14 protein-coding genes and 1 tRNA gene are annotated in these 18,007 nt (G+C 68.4%); 10 read left to right on the plus strand and 5 right to left on the minus strand.

Features of this window, described 5'->3' with window-relative positions; translation table 11 throughout:
• Position 1 precedes the first annotated feature (1 nt).
• Complete coding sequence (locus tag PSS76_RS08235; protein WP_233281926.1) at positions 2 to 2,923, plus strand: UPF0182 family protein; 2,922 nt, start codon at positions 2 to 4, stop codon at positions 2,921 to 2,923.
• 84 nt (positions 2,924 to 3,007) lie between these two features.
• Here PSS76_RS08235 and PSS76_RS08240 read toward each other — a convergent pair whose 3' ends face one another.
• Positions 3,008 to 3,559, minus strand: a complete 552-nt coding sequence (locus PSS76_RS08240; RefSeq protein WP_022597055.1) for a transglycosylase family protein — start codon at positions 3,557 to 3,559, stop codon at positions 3,008 to 3,010.
• 458 nt (positions 3,560 to 4,017) lie between these two features.
• Between PSS76_RS08240 and PSS76_RS08245 the strand changes: the two genes are divergently transcribed.
• Positions 4,018 to 4,094: transfer RNA gene (locus PSS76_RS08245), tRNA-Met, on the plus strand.
• A 161-nt stretch (positions 4,095 to 4,255) separates the two neighbouring features.
• On the opposite strand, the gene PSS76_RS08250 is transcribed toward PSS76_RS08245, so the two are convergent.
• Entirely contained in the window at positions 4,256 to 5,899 is a 1,644-nt protein-coding gene (locus PSS76_RS08250; protein WP_081120597.1) for an acyl-CoA synthetase, read from the minus strand.
• 127 nt (positions 5,900 to 6,026) lie between these two features.
• On the opposite strand from PSS76_RS08250, the gene PSS76_RS08255 reads away from it, so the two are divergent.
• The 5 genes from PSS76_RS08255 (at position 6,027) to PSS76_RS08275 (ending at position 11,136) form a co-directional block, all read left to right on the plus strand.
• The gene (locus PSS76_RS08255; protein ID WP_013416688.1) at positions 6,027 to 6,563 is read left to right on the plus strand and encodes a hypothetical protein; all 537 of its coding nucleotides are present in this window, start codon (positions 6,027 to 6,029) and stop codon (positions 6,561 to 6,563) included.
• 153 nt (positions 6,564 to 6,716) lie between these two features.
• The gene (locus PSS76_RS08260) at positions 6,717 to 8,201 is read left to right on the plus strand and encodes a PepSY-associated TM helix domain-containing protein (RefSeq protein ID WP_022597053.1); all 1,485 of its coding nucleotides are present in this window, start codon (positions 6,717 to 6,719) and stop codon (positions 8,199 to 8,201) included.
• Positions 8,198 to 8,674, plus strand: a complete 477-nt coding sequence (locus PSS76_RS08265; RefSeq protein ID WP_005518848.1) for an Rv2732c family membrane protein — start codon at positions 8,198 to 8,200, stop codon at positions 8,672 to 8,674. Before PSS76_RS08260 ends, PSS76_RS08265 begins: the two co-directional genes overlap by 4 nt.
• Positions 8,675 to 9,091: 417 nt before the next feature.
• The gene (locus tag PSS76_RS08270; protein WP_337456149.1) at positions 9,092 to 9,958 is read left to right on the plus strand and encodes a TIGR03564 family F420-dependent LLM class oxidoreductase; all 867 of its coding nucleotides are present in this window, start codon (positions 9,092 to 9,094) and stop codon (positions 9,956 to 9,958) included.
• Positions 9,959 to 10,269: 311 nt separating this feature from the next.
• On the plus strand, positions 10,270 to 11,136 hold the full coding sequence (locus tag PSS76_RS08275; protein ID WP_175271496.1) for a hypothetical protein: 867 nt from the start codon (positions 10,270 to 10,272) through the stop codon (positions 11,134 to 11,136).
• A gap of 400 nt (positions 11,137 to 11,536) precedes the next feature.
• Here the strand turns inward: PSS76_RS08275 and PSS76_RS08280 are convergent, their stop codons facing one another.
• Both PSS76_RS08280 and PSS76_RS08285 read right to left on the minus strand, forming a co-directional pair.
• Positions 11,537 to 12,745 carry an acyl-CoA dehydrogenase family protein gene (locus PSS76_RS08280; protein ID WP_005518855.1) on the minus strand — a complete coding sequence of 403 codons (1,209 nt, stop codon included), beginning with the start codon at positions 12,743 to 12,745 and terminating at the stop codon, positions 11,537 to 11,539.
• 33 nt (positions 12,746 to 12,778) lie between these two features.
• Positions 12,779 to 14,191: an acyl-CoA dehydrogenase family protein gene (locus PSS76_RS08285; RefSeq protein ID WP_005518857.1), complete on the minus strand. Its 1,413-nt coding sequence runs from the start codon at positions 14,189 to 14,191 to the stop codon at positions 12,779 to 12,781.
• 275 nt (positions 14,192 to 14,466) lie between these two features.
• On the opposite strand from PSS76_RS08285, the gene PSS76_RS08290 reads away from it, so the two are divergent.
• The 3 genes from PSS76_RS08290 (at position 14,467) to PSS76_RS08300 (ending at position 17,701) form a co-directional block, all read left to right on the plus strand.
• Complete coding sequence (locus PSS76_RS08290) at positions 14,467 to 15,123, plus strand: response regulator (protein ID WP_013416685.1); 657 nt, start codon at positions 14,467 to 14,469, stop codon at positions 15,121 to 15,123.
• The gene (locus PSS76_RS08295; protein ID WP_013416684.1) at positions 15,120 to 16,109 is read left to right on the plus strand and encodes a HAMP domain-containing sensor histidine kinase; all 990 of its coding nucleotides are present in this window, start codon (positions 15,120 to 15,122) and stop codon (positions 16,107 to 16,109) included. Before PSS76_RS08290 ends, PSS76_RS08295 begins: the two co-directional genes overlap by 4 nt.
• 89 nt (positions 16,110 to 16,198) lie before the next feature.
• Entirely contained in the window at positions 16,199 to 17,701 is a 1,503-nt protein-coding gene (locus PSS76_RS08300; protein ID WP_064059312.1) for a DUF4153 domain-containing protein, read from the plus strand.
• On the opposite strand, the gene PSS76_RS08305 is transcribed toward PSS76_RS08300, so the two are convergent.
• A complete protein-coding gene (locus tag PSS76_RS08305; protein WP_005518864.1) occupies positions 17,673 to 17,999 on the minus strand; it encodes a hypothetical protein in 327 nt (108 codons plus the stop codon). The two genes, PSS76_RS08300 and PSS76_RS08305, sit on opposite strands and share 29 nt — an antisense overlap.
• Positions 18,000 to 18,007 lie beyond the last annotated feature (8 nt).

Raw genomic sequence — 18,007 nt, forward strand, 5'->3', positions numbered from 1 at the left:
CATGAGGCCCCCCGCCGGTTTACCTTCGTTGTCGAAACGCACACGGGTGCTGCTGATCCTGGCGTTGATCGCCGCAGCACTGTTGCTGGTCGGCCCGCGATTCATCGACGTCTACACGGACTGGTTGTGGTTCGGTGAGGTCGACTTCCGGAGCGTGTTCAGCAGGGTGCTGCTGACCCGGATCGCGTTGTTCTTCGTGGTCGGCCTCGTGGTGGGCGCCATCGTGTGGCTCGCGCTGCTGCTGGCGTATCGATCGCGTCCGATGTTCCTGCCCTCGCCGGGCTCGAACGACCCGGTCGCGCGCTACCGCACCGCGGTGATGACCCGTCAGAAGCTGTTCGGCATCGGCATCCCGGTCGTGATCGGCCTGTTCGCCGGTCTCGCGGGACAGGCCAGCTGGGCGACGGTGCAGTTGTTCCTCAACGGCCAGAACTTCGGGATCACGGACCCGCAGTTCGGCAAGGACATCGGGTTCTACTCGTTCGATCTGCCGTTCTACCAGTTCGTCCTGAACTGGCTGTTCGTCGCCGTGGTCATCGCGTTCTTCGCCAGCCTGATCACGCACTACATCTTCGGCGGGCTGCGGCTCAGCGGTCGTCAGGGCGCGCTGACGAAGTCGGCGCGCGTGCAGCTGGCGGTGCTCGCCGGCACGTTCGTGCTCCTCAAGGCGGTCTCGTACTGGTTCGACCGGTACGCGCTGCTGTCGAGTTCACGCAAGGAGCCCACGTTCACCGGCGCCGGCTACACCGACATCAACGCGGTGCTGCCCGCCAAGCTGATCATGCTGGCGATCGCCGTCATCTGCGCGATCGCCTTCTTCGCGGCGATCTTCCTGCGCGATCTGCGGATCCCGGCGATGGCCGTCGCGCTGCTGGTGCTGTCGTCGGTGCTCGTCGGTGCCGTGTACCCGCTCGTCGTCGAGCAGTTCTCGGTGAAGCCGAACGCGGCCGACAAGGAACGCACCTACATCGAACGGAACATCACCGCGACCAGACAGGCGTACGGGATCACGGACCAGACAGTCGAATACGTCGACTACTCGGGAACGTCGACCAAGCAACCCAAGGATGTTCCGGCGGACGTCACGACCATCGCGAACACCCGCCTGCTCGATCCGAACGTGCTCTCGCCGACGTTCACCGCGCAGAAGCAGCTCAAGAACTTTTACGCGTTCCCGAAGTCGCTGAACATCGATCGGTACGAGATGGACGGCACGCTCCGCGACTTCGTCGTCGCGGCCCGCGAGCTGTCGCCGTCGAGTCTGCAGGGCAACCAGACGGACTGGATCAACAAGCACACCGTGTACACGCACGGCAACGGTTTCGTCGCTGCGTACGCGAACCAGGTGACGGCGGTCAGCGGCGACACCCAGAACAACACCGGCGGCTACCCGATCTACAGCGTCAGCGACCTGGAGACGAAGCCCGCGGACCCCGCCCTCGAGGTCGAGAATCCGCGCACCTACTACGGTCCGGTGATCGCGTCCTCGGATGCCGACTACGCGATCGTGGGCGGCGAGCCGGGCAGTGCTCCTCGCGAGTACGACACCGACTCGCGGAAGTACACCTATACCGGTGCGGGCGGTGTCGGCATCGGGAACTGGTTCAACCGCCTGGCGTTCGCAGCCAAGTACACCGAGCGCAACATCCTGTTCTCCGGAGCCATCGGTTCGGATTCGAAGATCATCTACAACCGTGATCCCGCCGACCGCGTGAACAAGGTGGCGCCGTGGCTCACCACGGACGGCACCGTGTACCCGGCCGTCGTGAACGGGCGCATGCAGTGGATCGTCGACGCGTACACCACGCTCGACAACTACCCGTACGCGCAGCGGTCCTCGCTCGACGGTCTGGTGCAGGACAGCACGAACCAGGCCAACGGCCGCATGCTGCCGAAGAAGGAAGTCTCGTACATCCGCAACTCGGTGAAGGCGACCGTCGACGCGTACGACGGAACGGTGACCCTGTACCAGGTGGACGACAAGGATCCGGTGCTCTCGGCCTGGATGGGCGTCTTCCCCGACACCGTCAAGCCCAAGTCCGAGGTGAGCCCGGATCTGCAGGCGCACTTCCGGTACCCGGAGGATCTGTTCAAGGTGCAGCGCGAGATGCTCGCGAAGTACCACGTGGACGATCCGGGCGAGTTCTTCAGCAACAACGCGTTCTGGTCGGTGCCCAGTGACCCGACGGTCGAGACCGACAAGAACCAGCCGCCGTACTACGTGCTGGCCGGCAACCCGGAGACGGCGAAGCCGCAGTTCGTTCTGACCAGCCCGATGGTCGGTTACCAGCGCGAGCTGCTGTCGGCGTACATCTCGGTGCAGTCGGACCCCGAGAACTACGGCAAGTTCCGGGTGTTGCAGTTGCCGACCAACACCCAGACGCAGGGTCCGCAGCAGGCGCAGTCCGCGATGACGTCGGATCCGCGCGTCGCCAGCGAGCTGGCGTTGCTGCGGCAGTCGAACAAGGTGATCTTCGGAAACCTGTTGACGCTGCCGATCGCGGACGGCGGCATCCTGTACGTCGAACCGCTGTACACGCAGCGCAACTCGGCCAACGCGTTCCCGCAGCTCGCCAGGGTGATGGTCAGCTTCACCGACACCACCGGCATCCGGGTCGGCTACGCGCCGACGCTCGCGGAGGCGCTGGACCAGGTGTTCGGGTCGGGCACGGGCAGCTCGGCCACCAGGCCGAGTGGTGAGCCCGCCGCCCAGCCGGAGACCGGCGGTCAGACGACGCCGGCACCCACTCCGGCTCCGTCGGCACCGGGTCAGACGCCGGACAAGGCTGCTGCGGTCGCGGAACTCGATGCGGCACTGGCCAACCTGCAGTCGGCGCAGGCCGGCGGCGACTTCAAGGCCTACGGTGAGGCGCTCGATCGCCTGCAGCGGGCCGTCAACGCCTACCAGTCGGCCGGTGGCTGATCGGTAGGTTCCGAGTCCGGTAAACAGCTGAAGGGACCCTTCGTACGCTCCGAGCGTACGAAGGGTCCCTTCAGCTGTGTGGGCTCAGCGGGTGAGCGCGGCCTTCACGTCGGTGACGGCGCCACCGTGGGTGTCGAGCAGCTGCTGGAACTGGTCGCCGTAGCCGTGCTGGGAGGCCGCGTCGCCGGCAAGCCGGACGGCCTGGTCGACGAGGTCGGCAGCGGACGGGGCCTGCATCGGCGCCGGTGCGGGGGCCTCGGCAGGGGCAGGCGCGGGTTCGGCGATCGGGGCCGGCTCGGCCGTGGTCAGGTACTGGCCGCACGTGGGCCAGGCGCCCGGACCCTGCGAGGCGAGGGTGTTCTCGGCGACGCGGATCTGCTCCTCCTTGGACGCGGTGTGCGGGGAGCCGGTGCCCCCGTTGGCGGTCCAGGTGCTCTGCGAGAACTGCAGGCCACCGTAGTAGCCGTTGCCGGTGTTGATGCCCCAGTTGCCGCCGCTCTCGCACTGCGCGACGCCGTCCCAGTTGTGGGTGGCGGCGCTTGCGGTGGCGGTGCCTGCGGCGAACGGGACTGCGACGAGGGCGCCGGTGACGGCGGCCCAGCCGAGGGCGCGCTTGGTGAAGCTGGTGTTGGTCATGCGGGTAGTTCCTCTCCTGCGCCGACGCGACTGGGCCGGCGGGAGACGGGTTCGTCCTCCCGGGCACACCGTTCGTGGTGTCGCGTCCCTGCCCCTCGAAGGGTTTGTGTTCGTCCGAATCCCGCGGGGGCAGAGCTGGCAGCGGCGGGTCGGTCCTGCACTCGAACATCACGAGCTGGTAACGAACGTACGACGACGCCCGCCGGAAAGTCATGTCGACGAAACAGTCCGGTCGACCCGTTCGGAAGTGCTACCCGGCCGCATTCATGCAGGTCCGAGCGGCGCGTTGCCTTTTCGAGCCCTGGCCGTTACATGCGTGTTATGTGAGATGGATTACCGATTTTTCGTGATCCGAGTCACCCTGCAACGAGCTTCGGTGGCGGCTTCGGCGGACGCGACCGGCTCGCTGCAGGCGATTTGCCTTCCGTTCCGCCGCTCGTGTAACTTCGTTCATGCATCGCGGGGTGGAGCAGCTCGGTAGCTCGCTGGGCTCATAACCCAGAGGTCGCAGGTTCAAATCCTGTCCCCGCTACCAATGAAGAACCCCCGTCCTGGATCAGGGCGGGGGTTCTTCCTTTTGTGCTCGTGCAGGCAGCGTCCTCGCACGGGAACTTGCCGTGGGTGGTCGATCGTGCTGTCTGTGCCGATTCCGATCGGGTTCAGTGCGCCGGGGCGATGTGTGTGCGCCGGGGCCGCTCAGGACGACTCGACGTCCATTTCCGAGAGCACCCGACGCAGCAACTTGCCGGTGGCGTTGCGGGGCAGTTCCTCGATGAAGACGACGTCGCGCGGCACCTTGTATCGGGCGAGATTCGACTTCACGTGGGCACGGATCTCGTCGGGATCGCGCGTGGACGTGGACGCCGCGACGACGAAGGCGCGCAGGCGGTGGCCGAACTCGTCGTCCTGCACGCCGATCACTGCGACCTCCAGGACGTCCGGCCGCTCGGCGATGAGGTTCTCGACCTCGAGTGGGTAGACGTTCTCCCCACCCGAGACGATCATGTCGTCGTCGCGTCCGTCGACGAACAGCAGTCCGTCGTGATCGAAGTGGCCGACGTCGCCGGTCGAGAGCATGCCGTCGATGCGTTCCTTGTCGCGTCCGTCGGTGTAACCCTCGAAGCTCAGTCCGGACTTGGCGAAGATGCGCCCGACGACGTCGGGTTCGGTGATCCGCTTGCCGGCGTCGTCGAACAGGGCGATGTGGCACGTGGCAGGCGGTCGTCCCGCGGTGCCGGGTGCGCGTTCGAGGTCGTCCGGGGTGGCAACGGTGACCGCGGCGACCTCGGTGGAGCCGTAGAAGTTGTGCAGCACCTTGCCGAATGCCTCCTGGGTGCGGATGCACAGGTCCGGGGGTATGGCCGATCCGGCCGCGAAGATGACCTTCAGTGACGACGTGTCGTACTTGCCGAGCACGTCGGGGCCGAGATCGATGATTCTCTGCAGCATCGTCGGCACCAGCACGAGGGTGTCGGCGCGGTGCTCGGCGATCAGGCGCACCGTGGTCTCCGGGTCGAACCGACGCTGCATCACGACGGTGTTCTCGAGCGCCATGCCCAGGCCGAGTTGGGAGATGCCGGTGCCGTGGAACGCGGGAGCGGCCATCAGCATGGTCTGCTTGGGACGCAAGGGAATCCGGTCGAGGAACTGTGCGGTGACGAACGGGGAGGTGTGCCCCCGGGGCGCGCCTTTGGGGGTGCCGGTGGTGCCGCTCGTGAGCAGGATGAAGACGCCGGGCTGTTCGGGGGCGGGCACGGTGTCGGTGGACTGTCCGGCGATGAGGTCGTCGAGGGTGCGCGGCGGTGTCTCGGCCGGGGGAGTGCGCACCGGCTCGTCGACCCACGACAGGTACGTGGCGACGTCGGACGGGAGGGCATCGGCGATGTCGGCGAACTCGCTGTCGAAAACGAAGAACTCCACCTTCTCCCGCACCGCGACGTCGACCAGTTGCGGCCGCGCGAATCCGGTGTTCATCAGCACCAGGCGAACTCCGCTCTTGGCTGCGGCGAGCATCGTGAGGATCAGGCCGCGGTGGTTGCGGCACATCGCGCCGACGCAGGTGCCGACACCGATGCCCTCGGTCTTCCAGGCGCGTGCCAGCGCGTTGGACTGTGCCTCGAGCTCGCGGTAGGTGAGTGCGCCGCGCTCGTCGATCAGTGCGATCCGTCCGTGTCCGGCCGCGGCATGGGCGTGCACCGAACCCGCGAACGGGCCGTACTTGTCGACGGCGAGCAGCACGCGAACCCCCTCGTCCACACGGGGGAAGGGGATGAGCCCGGAACGCTGCATCACGCGCACCGCGCTGAGTGTGTCGGTGATCTTCGTCAGAACGTCCTGCATGGTTGCTCCCATCGGTGACGTCGGCAGCCCCAGACTAGCGGTGATGTGCGTCACAGTGGGGCAATTCGTCCTGGTCCGACAGTCGGCGGCCGCGGGCGAGTCGGACGCCGGCAGTTAGTCTCGCGGAGTGGAATCCGGACCCGACGCCGCCGCGCAACTGCGCGGCACGGTCGTCGGCGCGCTGTCCGGGGCGCTCAGTATCGCGGCACACGGACTGGGCGGAGGCTCCGCGTTCCCCGGAGACGAGGCGATCGTGCTGCTGGTCGCGGCGAGTGCCGTCGTCGGCGCCGCGGTCGCGTCGCTGCGCTCCCGGCGTGGCCCGCTGGTACTTCTCGCGCTGATGCTGGCAGCGGGGCAGGGAATCGGCCACTTCACCCTCACATTGGCGTCCGAGCACGCACACGGACTGCAGCTCACCCCGCAGATGCTGGGTGCGCACGCCGCGGCGACCATCGTCGGCGCCGTCTTGATCCGGGCGGCCGAGCGGTCGCTGCTGAGCCTCCTCGGATCGGTGCTCCGGGTCGTCGTCGCGGTGCTGTCCGCGCCCCCCGTCCCCCACATTCGCCGGTGGACACCCACGGTCGTCCGTCGCCTCGACCCGACCGGCGCTCGCGTCGCCCTCGTCGCGGGCGGAACCCGCGGCCCGCCCGCTCTTTCCCGGTAGCCGACCGGTCACGCGCTCGCGTGCCCGGCATCTGCCGTCGTCTTCACCGCCGATGTCCCCACACGACCCGTGTTCCGGGGCCCGTCGGCGGATTCCTTGCGGCGCGCGTTCGTTTCGCGCGCCGATCCGAGACTTCAGGAAAGAGCCTGTGTCATGCATGCTTCCGAAGGCGTGGGGACCACCCCTGCGCACGTTCCGAACGATCCGAAATCCCGCCCGGAGTCAAATGATTCGTCTCCGCCCGGCGCACTCCGCAAACTGGTGCTGCGGTTGCACTTCTACGCCGGCATCTTCGTCGCGCCGTTCCTTGTCATCGCGGCGATCAGCGGTGGTCTGTACGCGATAGCACCCACCCTCGAGCAGTTCGTCTACCGCGACTACCTGCACGTCGAGTCGACCGGGCCCGCCGCACCGGTGAGCGAGCAGGTCGCGGCCGCGCAGGCCGAGCGCCCCGACCTGACCGTGTCGGCGGTACGGCCGTCGTCGGGGGAGGGGCAGACCACGCGGGTGCTGTTCACCGACCCGACACTCGGTGAATCCGAGCGGCTGTCGGTGTTCGTCGACCCTGTGACAGCGCGGCCGGTCGGCGAACTCGTCGTCTACGGAAGCAGCAGCGCGCTGCCGCTGCGGACGTGGATCTCCCAGCTGCACCGGCATCTTCACCTCGGTGAACCCGGCCGGCTCTACAGCGAACTCGCGGCGTCGTGGCTGTGGGTGATCGCGCTCGGTGGCGTCTACCTGTGGGTGCGTCGTTACCGAACGGCCCGAGTCCGCAGCGCGGCCGCCGCACCCCGGTTGTGGACCGTCAAGCGGGGTGCACGCGGGCGCAACCGGGCGCTCGGATGGCACGGCGCCGTCGGGCTGTGGATCGCAATCGGTCTCGTGTTCCTGTCCGCGACGGGCCTGACCTGGTCGAAGTACGCGGGCGAGAACGTCACCGACCTGCGGACGTCGCTGGGCTGGACGACGCCGTCGGTGGCGAAGACGCTGTCCGGCACCGACGCCGCTCCGTCCGGTGGGCACGAGGGCCACGGCGGGCATGCTTCTGCTCCGGCCGGCACAGATGTGCTGGACGGCAACGTCGGACGCATCGACGACGTCCTCGCGGTCGCCGCGAACGCCGGCGTGACCGGTGAGGTGGAGGCGTCGATCCCGGCGACGCCCGAGACTGCCTTCGTGGTGACCCAGACCCGTCAGCCGTGGCAGTTCTCGACGGATGCGGTTGCGGTGGACGGCGCGACCGGGCAGATCACCGACGAATCGCGGTTCGCCGACTGGCCGCTCGCGGCGAAGCTCACCACGTGGGGCATCGCGCTGCACATGGGCATCCTGTTCGGGTTGTCGAACCAGATCGTTCTGCTGGCGTTGGCGATCGCACTGGTCGCGGTGATCGTCCTCGGCTACCGGATGTGGTGGCTGCGACGTCCCACGCGCGGCACGCAGCGCTGGGGTCGGCCGCCGGCCCGCGGCGCACTGCGGGGCCTGCATCCCGCCGTGATCGGCGCGATTGTGATCGGTTCCGTACTGGTCGGATGGTTCGTGCCGCTGCTGGGGCTGACGCTGCTCGGGTTCGTTGCCGTCGATATGGTCGTCGGTGTGTTTCAGCGCAGACGAGCATCGAGCGGCACGAACGAATGAGTGACGACCTGTCGCTGCTGCGACGCGAACTCGCGTCGATCGAGGCCAAGGTGGCGCGTGAAGTCGACCCGCGCGGGCGGGGCCCGTTCATCGCGGCGACCGTGCTGATCCTGCTGATCGCGCTCGCGGCTCCGCAGGTCGACGGGCTGCGCGCGTGGCAGGTCCTGGCCGGCGGGCACGACGAGGTCGCTGCCCTGGCCCGGCTGTTCACGTGGTTCGTGGTGGTGTTCGGGATCGGGGTGTCAGCGCTCGCGGCGTGGACGCGGCGCTGGGTGTTCGCGTGGGTCGCGATGGCCGGGGTCACCGTCGGCACCGCGCTCGGACTGCTGACGTACTGGTCGCAGCACAGCGTCCGCAGCGCCGAGACGGGCAGCCTCGGCTACGGCCTGCTCGTCGAGTGGGCGGCGATGGCCTTCTTAGCGGCGCTGTGGATCCCGGTGGTAGCCGGGCGGTCGAACCTCATGCAGCGCTGAGTCGCCGAACACTCGAGAGGGCGCCCGTCGCATCTGCGGCGGGCGCTCTTCTTCGCGTCTGTAGACGCAGGGCAAATGTACTGCAGTGCAGATTGATTGGTTTGGGCTCTTTTCCCCGAAAGGGTGGCCGGTCGGTTTGGTCGGGTGTACCGTCGCATGCAGTTCGATCAGTGCCACATTGTCGGCGTACTCGGGTGTTCTGCTCGGTGAGCACGCGTCGACCCACGGACCCGAGGGCAGAGACACCTCCTCAGCTCTCGATGCGAAGCGCCTCCCGCGACCCATGCGCGGGAGGCGCTTCGGCGTCTCAAGCTCTGCCACGTCGACGGCGTTTCTGGACTTCGTGACTCGATTTCGCTCGATGGCGCGGCAGGGCTGGGAGACTGCCTCCGGCGTCGTCTGAAGGAGTGATCGGTGATGGAGATCGGTCGGATGGTGTGGCCATCGGCGCGGCTGGGCGAGGTGGTCGCGCGGGTATCGCAGGTCGAGGCCGACGGATTTGCCGCCGCGTGGGTGCCGCAGATCTTCGGTTGGGATGCGTTGACGGTGCTCGCACTGGCGGGGGAGCGGACGTCATCGATCCGTCTGGGCACTGCGGTGCTGCCGACTCACCCGACACACCCACTGTTGCTGGCCGCATCCGCGCTCACCACGCAGGCGGCCGTCGGTGGACGCCTGCAGCTCGGCATCGGGGTCTCGCACCGGTTCATCGTCGAGGACGTCTGGGGGCTGAGCTTCGAGCGTCCGGTGCAGTGGGCTCGCGACTATCTCGCGGCACTCGTGCCGACCCTGAACGGCGGGGAGACGCACGTGGACGGCGTACGACTACGGGCCGAATTGCCGCGACCCCTGGACACATTCGGCACCCCGTCGCCGCCGGTGTTGCTGGCTGCACTGGGCCCCGCGATGCTGCGCCTGGCCGGTGAACACGCCGACGGCACCGTGACCCTCATGACCGGTGTGCGGACCGTGGCCGAGCACGTCGTTCCGACGATCAGGGTCGCGGCCGCGGCGGCCGGGCGGCCCGCGCCGCGAATCGTGGTCGGATTGCCGACTTGTGTGACGCCCGACGTCGATGCGGCGCGCCGGCGGTGCCGCGAGGAGTTCGCGGCGTACAGCAACACCCCTTCGTACCGCGCGATGCTCGATCGGGAGGGCGCCGCCGATCCTGCCGACGTCGCGCTGATCGGTTCGCGCAGTGACGTTCTCGATCGGCTCGACGGCCTGCGCGAGGCCGGGGCCACCGAGTACCTCGCGTGGATCTTCGGGAGTGAAGGGGAATAGGTCGAGACGGTGTCGTGCCTACAGGACTATGCCCGGCGCTGAGTGTGTCTCGGCGCCGGCTGAGCGGAAATGGCCGGCGGGGTTCGGGACCTTGTGACTCAGCTTGCGGCCTCGTATCGGGAGGGGAACCAGCCGCAATCTGCGGTGGGGTTCGTGCGCGGCGTCACTCAAAGCGGCCTACGCGACACCCGCGCCGGCGGCGGTCGGCGGGTAAGCACCCCGGAATACCGACCGGTTGTCTACTATGCGAAGTTCGTTTGCCAACAGACCTCCCGTCGGGCATCGGGGTGGGGATCTTTCAGGAGTGTTCAATGATTACCCGTTCGCGTCGCGTCAAAGTTCCGGTGGCAGCCGCGCTATCTGCGGCCGCGCTGGCGCTTACAGCGTGTTCAAGCCCGGCGGGCGACACCGAAACCCTGCAGACGGCCTCCAGTTCAACGTCGACAGCGCCGACGACAGCGGCGCCCCCCGTCCTGAAGAAGGGCATCGGCGAGGCGGCTTGGTGGGGGTGCGACTCAAGTGGCGAGACTAAGGGCTGCGACATCCAGTTTCGCGTCAACGCGATCACTAGGGGTGAGCAGTGTCCGCGGAATGCGGGCCAATACGGCGTTCAGGACAATGAGGAGGTCGTGCGTGTCGACCTCGAGGTCGACACGGCAGACGCCTTCAAAAGGCCAGAGATCTCTCCGTTCCTTCTGTTTCCAGACAACTGGAGCATCACCGGGTCGGACGGCTTCCGGGTCTCTGGCCCGGATGTGGCTATCGAGTGTGATGTCGACGCCAACCTCCTCTACCGGGAGCTTGAGCCGGGAGTGAAGCAGCGCGCAAGCGTTCCGTTCGTCGCGCCAAAGGGGTCGACCACAGTCACGCTGACCAAGCAGGGGTATGGATTCGAGTGGGAGATTCCGGAAACCACATCAACAGCCGACGCAGTGCCGACTCCAGTGCCGTTAACCTCCGCAGGTGCGCCGTCATCCGCATCGCAAGTCGTCGAGACGGCCTTGCCGGCACCGTCTCCTGACCCGGTCGGGTTCACTGGCGCTCCTAACGGAAGCCCGGCCCCGTTGATTGGCAAGACCATCGACTACTGCATGACCGATCCGTCGTACCAAACTGGCACAACAATGTTCACCGACGGAACCACAGGATGGACGCAGCATTGCGCCAATGGACGCTAGTCGCCCTGGGGAAAGCTAGGTGACCGAAGAATAGCCAGAGAGACTCCGTCGAACTCGAACTCGGTGCTGCCGCGATTTCTCGGCGAGGGCATCCGTTCGCCGGCCCGAAGCCCTGTCGCCGCGCCGGCGATGATCATGAGAGTAAGCGTGAGCACCTCGCGGCCATGAAGTACCGTTCGCCGAATGCCGACGCGTCACCGAAACTGTCCAGGAGCGACTCGACCACGAATCGGCGGAAGCCACTTCGGAGGTGTACACGCACCTGCGGCCGGGCGAGTGAAAGTGGACCCCTCGGCGGTCGACGCGGCGCTGCTGCGGGACGGGTTCGCAATCGGACGCCGCCGTGCCCGCCGAGTTCGACTCGACGGGCACGGGTGGCCGGAAAGTGTTCCCGGACCTACTACTTCAGCTCGGCCGAGCTCTTGCCCAGCAGGCGCCGGGCGATGATGAGCTGCTGGATCTGCTGGGTGCCCTCGAAGATGTCGAGAATCTTGCTGTCCCGGGCCCACTTCTCCAGCAGCGGACGCTGCGAGTAGCCGTAGGTGCCGGCGAGCTCGACGGCCTTGAGCGACACCGCGGTTCCGGTGCGTCCGGCCTTGGCCTTCGACATCGACGCCTCGAGCGAATTCGGCTTCTTGTTGTCGGCCATCCATGCCGCGCGCAGCGCCAGCAGGTACGACGCCTCCCAGTCCGCCTCGAGCGCGAGGAACTCGGCGGCCGCGGCGTGCTGGTTGTAGGCCGGGGTGTCGTACGAGATCTCGACGCCGGCCTCCTCCAGGATGCCGCGCAGCTCCTCGAGCGCGGCCCGGCCCAGGCCGATGGCCATGCCCGCGACGATGGGACGGGTGTTGTCGAACGTCTGCATGACGCCCGCGAAACCCTTCTCGACGTTCACTTCCGGATCGCCCAGGAGGTTGTCCTTGGGGATGCGGCAGTCCTGGAGCAGCAGTACGGCGGTATCCGACGCTTTGATGCCGAGCTTGTGCTCGAGGCGGGCCACGCTCAGGCCCGGCGCCTCCCGCGGGACGACGAACGACTTGATCGCGGCGCGGCCCTTCGTCTTGTCGACCGTGGCCCACACCACGACGTGCGTCGAGCGCTCACCGGCGGTGACGAAGATCTTCTCGCCGTTGAGGACCCACTCGTCGCCGTCGAGCACGGCGGTGGTGGTGACGGCCGCCGAGTCGGAGCCGAAGCTGGGCTCGGTGATGGCCATCGACGCCCACACCTTGCCGAAGCGCTCGAGCTGCTCGTCGGTGGCGACCGCGGCGATCGCCGAGTTGCCGAGGCCCTGGTAGGGGATCGACAGGGTCAGGCCCACGTCGCCCCAACAGGTTTCGATCACGTTCATCAGCGACGCCATGTTGCCGCCGTTGGTGTTGCCCACGGCCTTGGGCTGCTCGTCGCCGCGGCCGAGCGCGGCGCCGGACGCGCCCTGACCGGAGTCGTTGAGGCCCTCGACCATGGCCGCCATGGTGTCGAGTTCCTTGGGGTACTCGTGCTCGGCGAGGTCGTACTTGCGGGACACGGGACGGAGGATCTGCGCCGCGACCTGATGTGCCTGGTTCGCCGAGGCCCTCAGCTTCTTGGGAAGTTCGAGATTGATCATCGAAAGGTCTCCTGTAAACGAGTCGGGTCGGCGTCAGATGAGGACGATGCCCTCGGCCACGCCGATGGCTCGCAGGTCGCGGTACCAGCGCTCCACCGGGTGCTCCTTGGTGAAGCCGTGGCCGCCGAGCAGTTGGACGCCGTCCAGACCGATCTGCATGCCCTTGTCCGAGGCGAGCTTTCGGGCCAGCGCGGCCTCACGCGCGAACGACAGGCCCTGCTCCGCGCGAGATGCGCCCCGCAGCGTCACCAGACGCATGCTGTCGAGTTCGATCGCGATGTTCGCGATCATGAACGCCACCGCCTGACGGTGGCTGATCGGCTCGCCGAACGCCTCCCGCTCGTTGGCGTAGGGGATCACGTAGTCGAGCACGGCCTGGCTGGTGCCGACCGCGAGCGACGCCCAACCCAGGCGGGCGAGACGGACCGCGTCGGCGTACTCGCGGGCACGCTGGTCGGCGTCGCCGTCGCCGAGGATTGCGGACTCGGGCACCGCGACGTCGGTGAGGACCAGACGGCCGAGGCCGGCGGCGCGCAGACCCATGCTCGGATCCGCCTCGACGACAAGCCCTTTGGTGTCGGACTCGACGATGAAGAACGCCGGACGGCCGTCGAGTTCGGCGGCGACGACGAACAGTTCGGCCGAGCCCGCGGCGGGGACGAGGCTCTTGACGCCGTTGAGCTTGTAACCGCTGGGGGAGCGAACGGCCTTGGTCTGCAGCGCGAACGGGTCGAACAGCGCGCGGGGCTCGCTCACCACGACCGCCGCGGCGGGGACGTTCTCGCCGGCGAACGCGGGCAGGTACGTCTTCTGCTGCGAGTCGGTGCCCCACTGGGTGAGGGCGACGGCCACGCCGCTGGGCGCGAGGATCGGCAGCGCCAGACCCATGTCGCCGTGCGCGAGGGCCTCGGCGACCAGCGAGTTCGTGACCGCGCCGCGCTCGGACGCGACACCCTCGAATTCCTCGGGGATGTTGATGAGTGTGATGCCGAGCTCGGCGGAACGCTTCAGCAGGTCGGCGGGTGCGGCGGCGGCCTCGTCGGCGTCGTACGCGGCCGGACGGAGGATCTCGGCCGAGAACTCGCGGACCGTCTCGACGATCATCTTCTGCTCGTCGTCCGGCGTGAGGTCGAAGTAGCCGGCGTTCTTGGGGGCGCCGTCGGGCAGGCGCTTGGGGGCGCCGTTTCCGGAGACCCGGTTGAACGTGCGGGTCGCGGCACCGAGGGTCTTGAAGCCGGTCTTGGTGCCCTCGTAGGTGACGCGGTCGATGACCTGGCGCAGGTTGTACTTCTCGGCCAGGTCGGACCCGGTGATCCGGGTCAGCACGCGCATGGCGGCGCCCATCGCGTCCCGCTTGACCGGGTTCAGGCCGACCGCCGAGGTGTCGCGGGGCTCACGCTTGGCGCCGTTCGTCTTCACAACGTCTTGCTTGCTCATGATGACCATTTCTCGGGGGTGCGGTCTCGGACGCCCTTACCTTACTCCGGAGTAAGAAACGAAGTCGAGTCAATCGGCAAAGTGACGAGCATCACGATGTGGACATCCCCCTCCCGCGTTTCACGCACTTGTCGCGCGATTCGGGGGGCCTTGGGTCGCGACAAGTGCGCAAAACGAGGTCGGAGAAATCTGCACACAACCTTCACAACTCCTCCCGGGCATCCCCACAACCGCGAAATACAGTCGAACCCGTGACCAATCGCGAACCGGGTAGCCAGCGCCGAGTGCTCGTCGTCGACGACGAACACACGATCTCCGAATCGATCGCCGCCCGGTTGCGTGCGGAGGGCTACGCCGTGCGGACCGCGTTCGACGGCCCGAGCGCGGTGACCGAGTGCGAGACGTTCGGCCCCGACCTCGTCGTGCTCGACGTCATGCTGCCGGGCTTCGACGGGCTCGAGGTGTGCCGGCGCATCCAGGCGTCCCGCGCGGTGCCGGTGCTGATGCTGACCGCCCGCGCCGACGAGACGGACCTGGTGATCGGGCTCGGGGTGGGCGCCGACGACTACCTGGGCAAGCCGTTCAGCATGCGGGTGCTGGTCGCGCGGATCTCGGCGCTGCTGCGCCGCGCCGACCGAACGACCGATTCCGACGTGCTGGTGCTCGGCGACGTGTCGATCGATCTCAGCGCCCGGCTGGTCCGCTCCGCGGGCATCGAGGTGCACCTGACGCGGACCGAGTTCGATCTGCTCGCTCACCTGGCGTCGCGTCCCCGCGCCGCCATCGCCCGGGAGATCCTGCTCGAGCAGGTGTGGGGGTGGGGCGACGGGGCGAGCAGTCGTACCGTCGACAGCCATGTGAAGGCGTTGCGCCGCAAGCTCGGTGGCGACGTGATCCGGACCGTCCACGGCGTCGGGTACGCGTTGGAGGTGCCGCGATGAACTGGCCCCGCCCGCTCGACCCGCTGCGTTCGTTCAAGGCGAAGACCGGACTGCTGGTCGGCGCGTCGCTGCTGCTCGCGTCGCTGACGTTCTGGATCACCACGCAGTGGCAGTTCCGGTACGCGCTGCTGGCCGCGCTGATCGCGGCACTCGTGGTGACGCAGATCCTCGCGCACGGGATGACCTCCCCGCTGCGCGAGATGACCGCCGCCGCGAAAGCCATGGCCACCGGTGACTATTCGCGCCGGGTGCGGTCGACGTCGCGCGACGAGATCGGCCAGCTCGCGACCGCGTTCAACCAGATGGCCGAGGACCTCGAGGCCCACGACCGGTACCGCCGAGAACTGATCGGCAACGTCTCGCACGAGTTGCGCACCCCGATCGCGGCGCTGCAGGCGGTGCTCGAGAACGTGGTCGACGGCGTCGAGGAGCCCGACCCGGTGACCATGCGGTCGGCGCTGGCGCAGACCGAACGTCTCGGCGGCCTGGTCGCGGACCTGCTGGACCTCTCCAGGCTCGAGGGCGGCGCGGTTCCGCTGCGCCGTGAGACGTTCGAGATCGCACCGTTCCTCGACGACGTGGTGCGGCAGGCGTCGAGCCCCGCCCGGCCTCTGCGGGTCGACGTCGACGTGGCGCCCGCGGGCCTGCGGGCGGTGGCCGACAGCGCCCGCCTGCACCAGGTGATCACCAACCTGGTCGACAACGCGGCGCGTCACGGGGCGCCGGACTCACCCGTGCGGATTCGGGTGCGCACCGATCCTCATGCGGGCGAACTACTCCTGGACATCCACGACGACGGGCCGGGCATCGCCGTCGCCGACCGCTCCCGGGTCTTCGAACGCTTTGCCCGCGGCGGCGCCCAGGACGGCGGCACCGGGCTGGGCCTGGCGATCGCGCGCTGGGCGGTGGAGTTGCACGACGGGCGCATCGAGGTGGTCGACACGACGTCCGGCTGCTGCATCCGGGTTGCATTGCCCCAGGCATAAGAGAACCGATTCCCTTCGGGACGAGCATCTTCCGCTCGTCCCGCGATGACGCCTGCCCTGGCGGGGCCGGCGTGGACGAGGAGGACACTATGAGCGCACCGACCCTGACCCCGCCGCACCCGGTCCCCGACGGCGACCTGTGGCACTGGCACCGCGACGTCTGGCGGCGTGACCGGACATCGGTGGCGCCCCGGGCGACGATGGCCGCCGCGCTCGGGGCCGGGGCAGTCGCGACCCTGACCGTGCAGACGCCGGCCGCGAGCGTTGCCTATGTGCTCACCGGCGCTGCGGTGGCGGCCACGGCGTTCGGGACGGTCCGTCCGCGCCCCACCCCGGCCCAACTGGTCGCGGTGGCGGGCGCGTTGGCGCTGCTGGCGGTGGCCGCGATCCGCGGTGCCGACTGGCTCGTCGCGCTGTGCGTGGTGGCGAGCTGGGTGGTCGGATCGTTGGCTCTGGTGGGTGGCTGGACGTGGACCGGCATGATGTTGGGTGCTCTCGGGCTCTGGTTCACCCCGGTGCGGCTGGTCGGCTGGGTGCAGCGCGGTCGGTCTCGGCGGGGGACCGAAAGCCGCGTCAAGCCCGGGAGGATCGCCGCGGTGACCGCGCTCAGCGCGGCATTGGTGGCGCTGTTCGGAGCGCTGTTCGTCAGCGCGGATCCGGAGTTCGGTCGATTGTTCGACGACCTCCTGCCCGACGTGCGCGTGACGAACCCTGGCGGACGCGTACTGCTCGGACTACTCGTCGCGGGCGTGGCACTGGCGGCGACGTACCTGCGCAGGCGCACACCGCGATTCGACGCCCTCGCCCCGGCGCCCGGCAGGTCGATCGCCGCGTGGGAGTGGGCGGCGCCGCTCGTGCTGCTCGATCTGCTGTTCGCCGGCTTCGTCGCGGTGCAGGTGCCGGTGCTGTTCGGCGGCGACGACCACGTCCAGGGCACCGCCGGTCTCACGTACTCCCACTACGCGCGGCAGGGATTCTGGCAACTGGCCGCGGTCACCGTGCTCACGCTGCTCGTGATCGCCGTCGTCGTGCGGAAGATCGATCGGACCGCGCGCCGCGATCGCGCACTCGGCCGCGTCCTACTGGGTGCGCTGTGCGCGTTGAGCCTCGTGGTCGTCGCCTCAGCAGTGCATCGGATGGCGTTGTACGAGAACGAGTTCGGATTCACCCGCCTGCGCCTCGGCGTCATGGCGGCCGAGCTGTGGCTGGGCGCGGTGTTCGTGCTGCTTCTCGTCGCGGGGATCCGGATGTCGGGTCGGTGGCTGCCCCGGGCGGTGCTGGCGTCGGCCGCGGTCGGTCTGCTCGGGTTCGCGGTGCTCAACCCGGACGGCTACATCGCCGAGCGGAACGTCCACCGCTACACCGAGACCGGGAGAATCGACCTCGCCTACCTGCAGGGGCTGTCCGTCGACGCCGTTCCCGCGCTGGACCGACTGCCCGAACCGGCCCGCTCGTGCGCCCTCGGCGGCATCGGTGTCGGCGGCGCAACCGGGTTCGACTACAACGCCGCCCGGGCGCGGGCGCACGAGATTCTCGAGGCTCGCCCGCTCGGGCCGTGCGCGGTCAATTCCACGGAACGATCGGCGGCTTGACCCACATGATCTTCTCGTCGGCGTGGTCGCGGGCCGCCCGTGGGTCGTCGGGGTGCTGGCCGGCCCAGTGATCCTTCTCGTCGATCAACTGGGCGGCCACCGTCCAGGTCTCGCGGGTGCTGGGCGGGTTGGCCCCGGCGGCCCGGGCGAGCTTGCGGAGACGGTCGTCGGGCATGTCGAGCAGTTCGGTGCCGGTGATGCCGCGTTCCCAAGCGAATCGCGCGAGGCCGAGTGCCTTGTCCCGACGCTTGCGGCTCGCCTGATCGGTGTGTGCGAAGTCGACCTCGTCGGCGTCCATTCCAGTCA

This window comes from Prescottella sp. D32, from assembly GCF_037287305.1.
Taxonomy (GTDB): domain Bacteria; phylum Actinomycetota; class Actinomycetes; order Mycobacteriales; family Mycobacteriaceae; genus Prescottella; species Prescottella equi.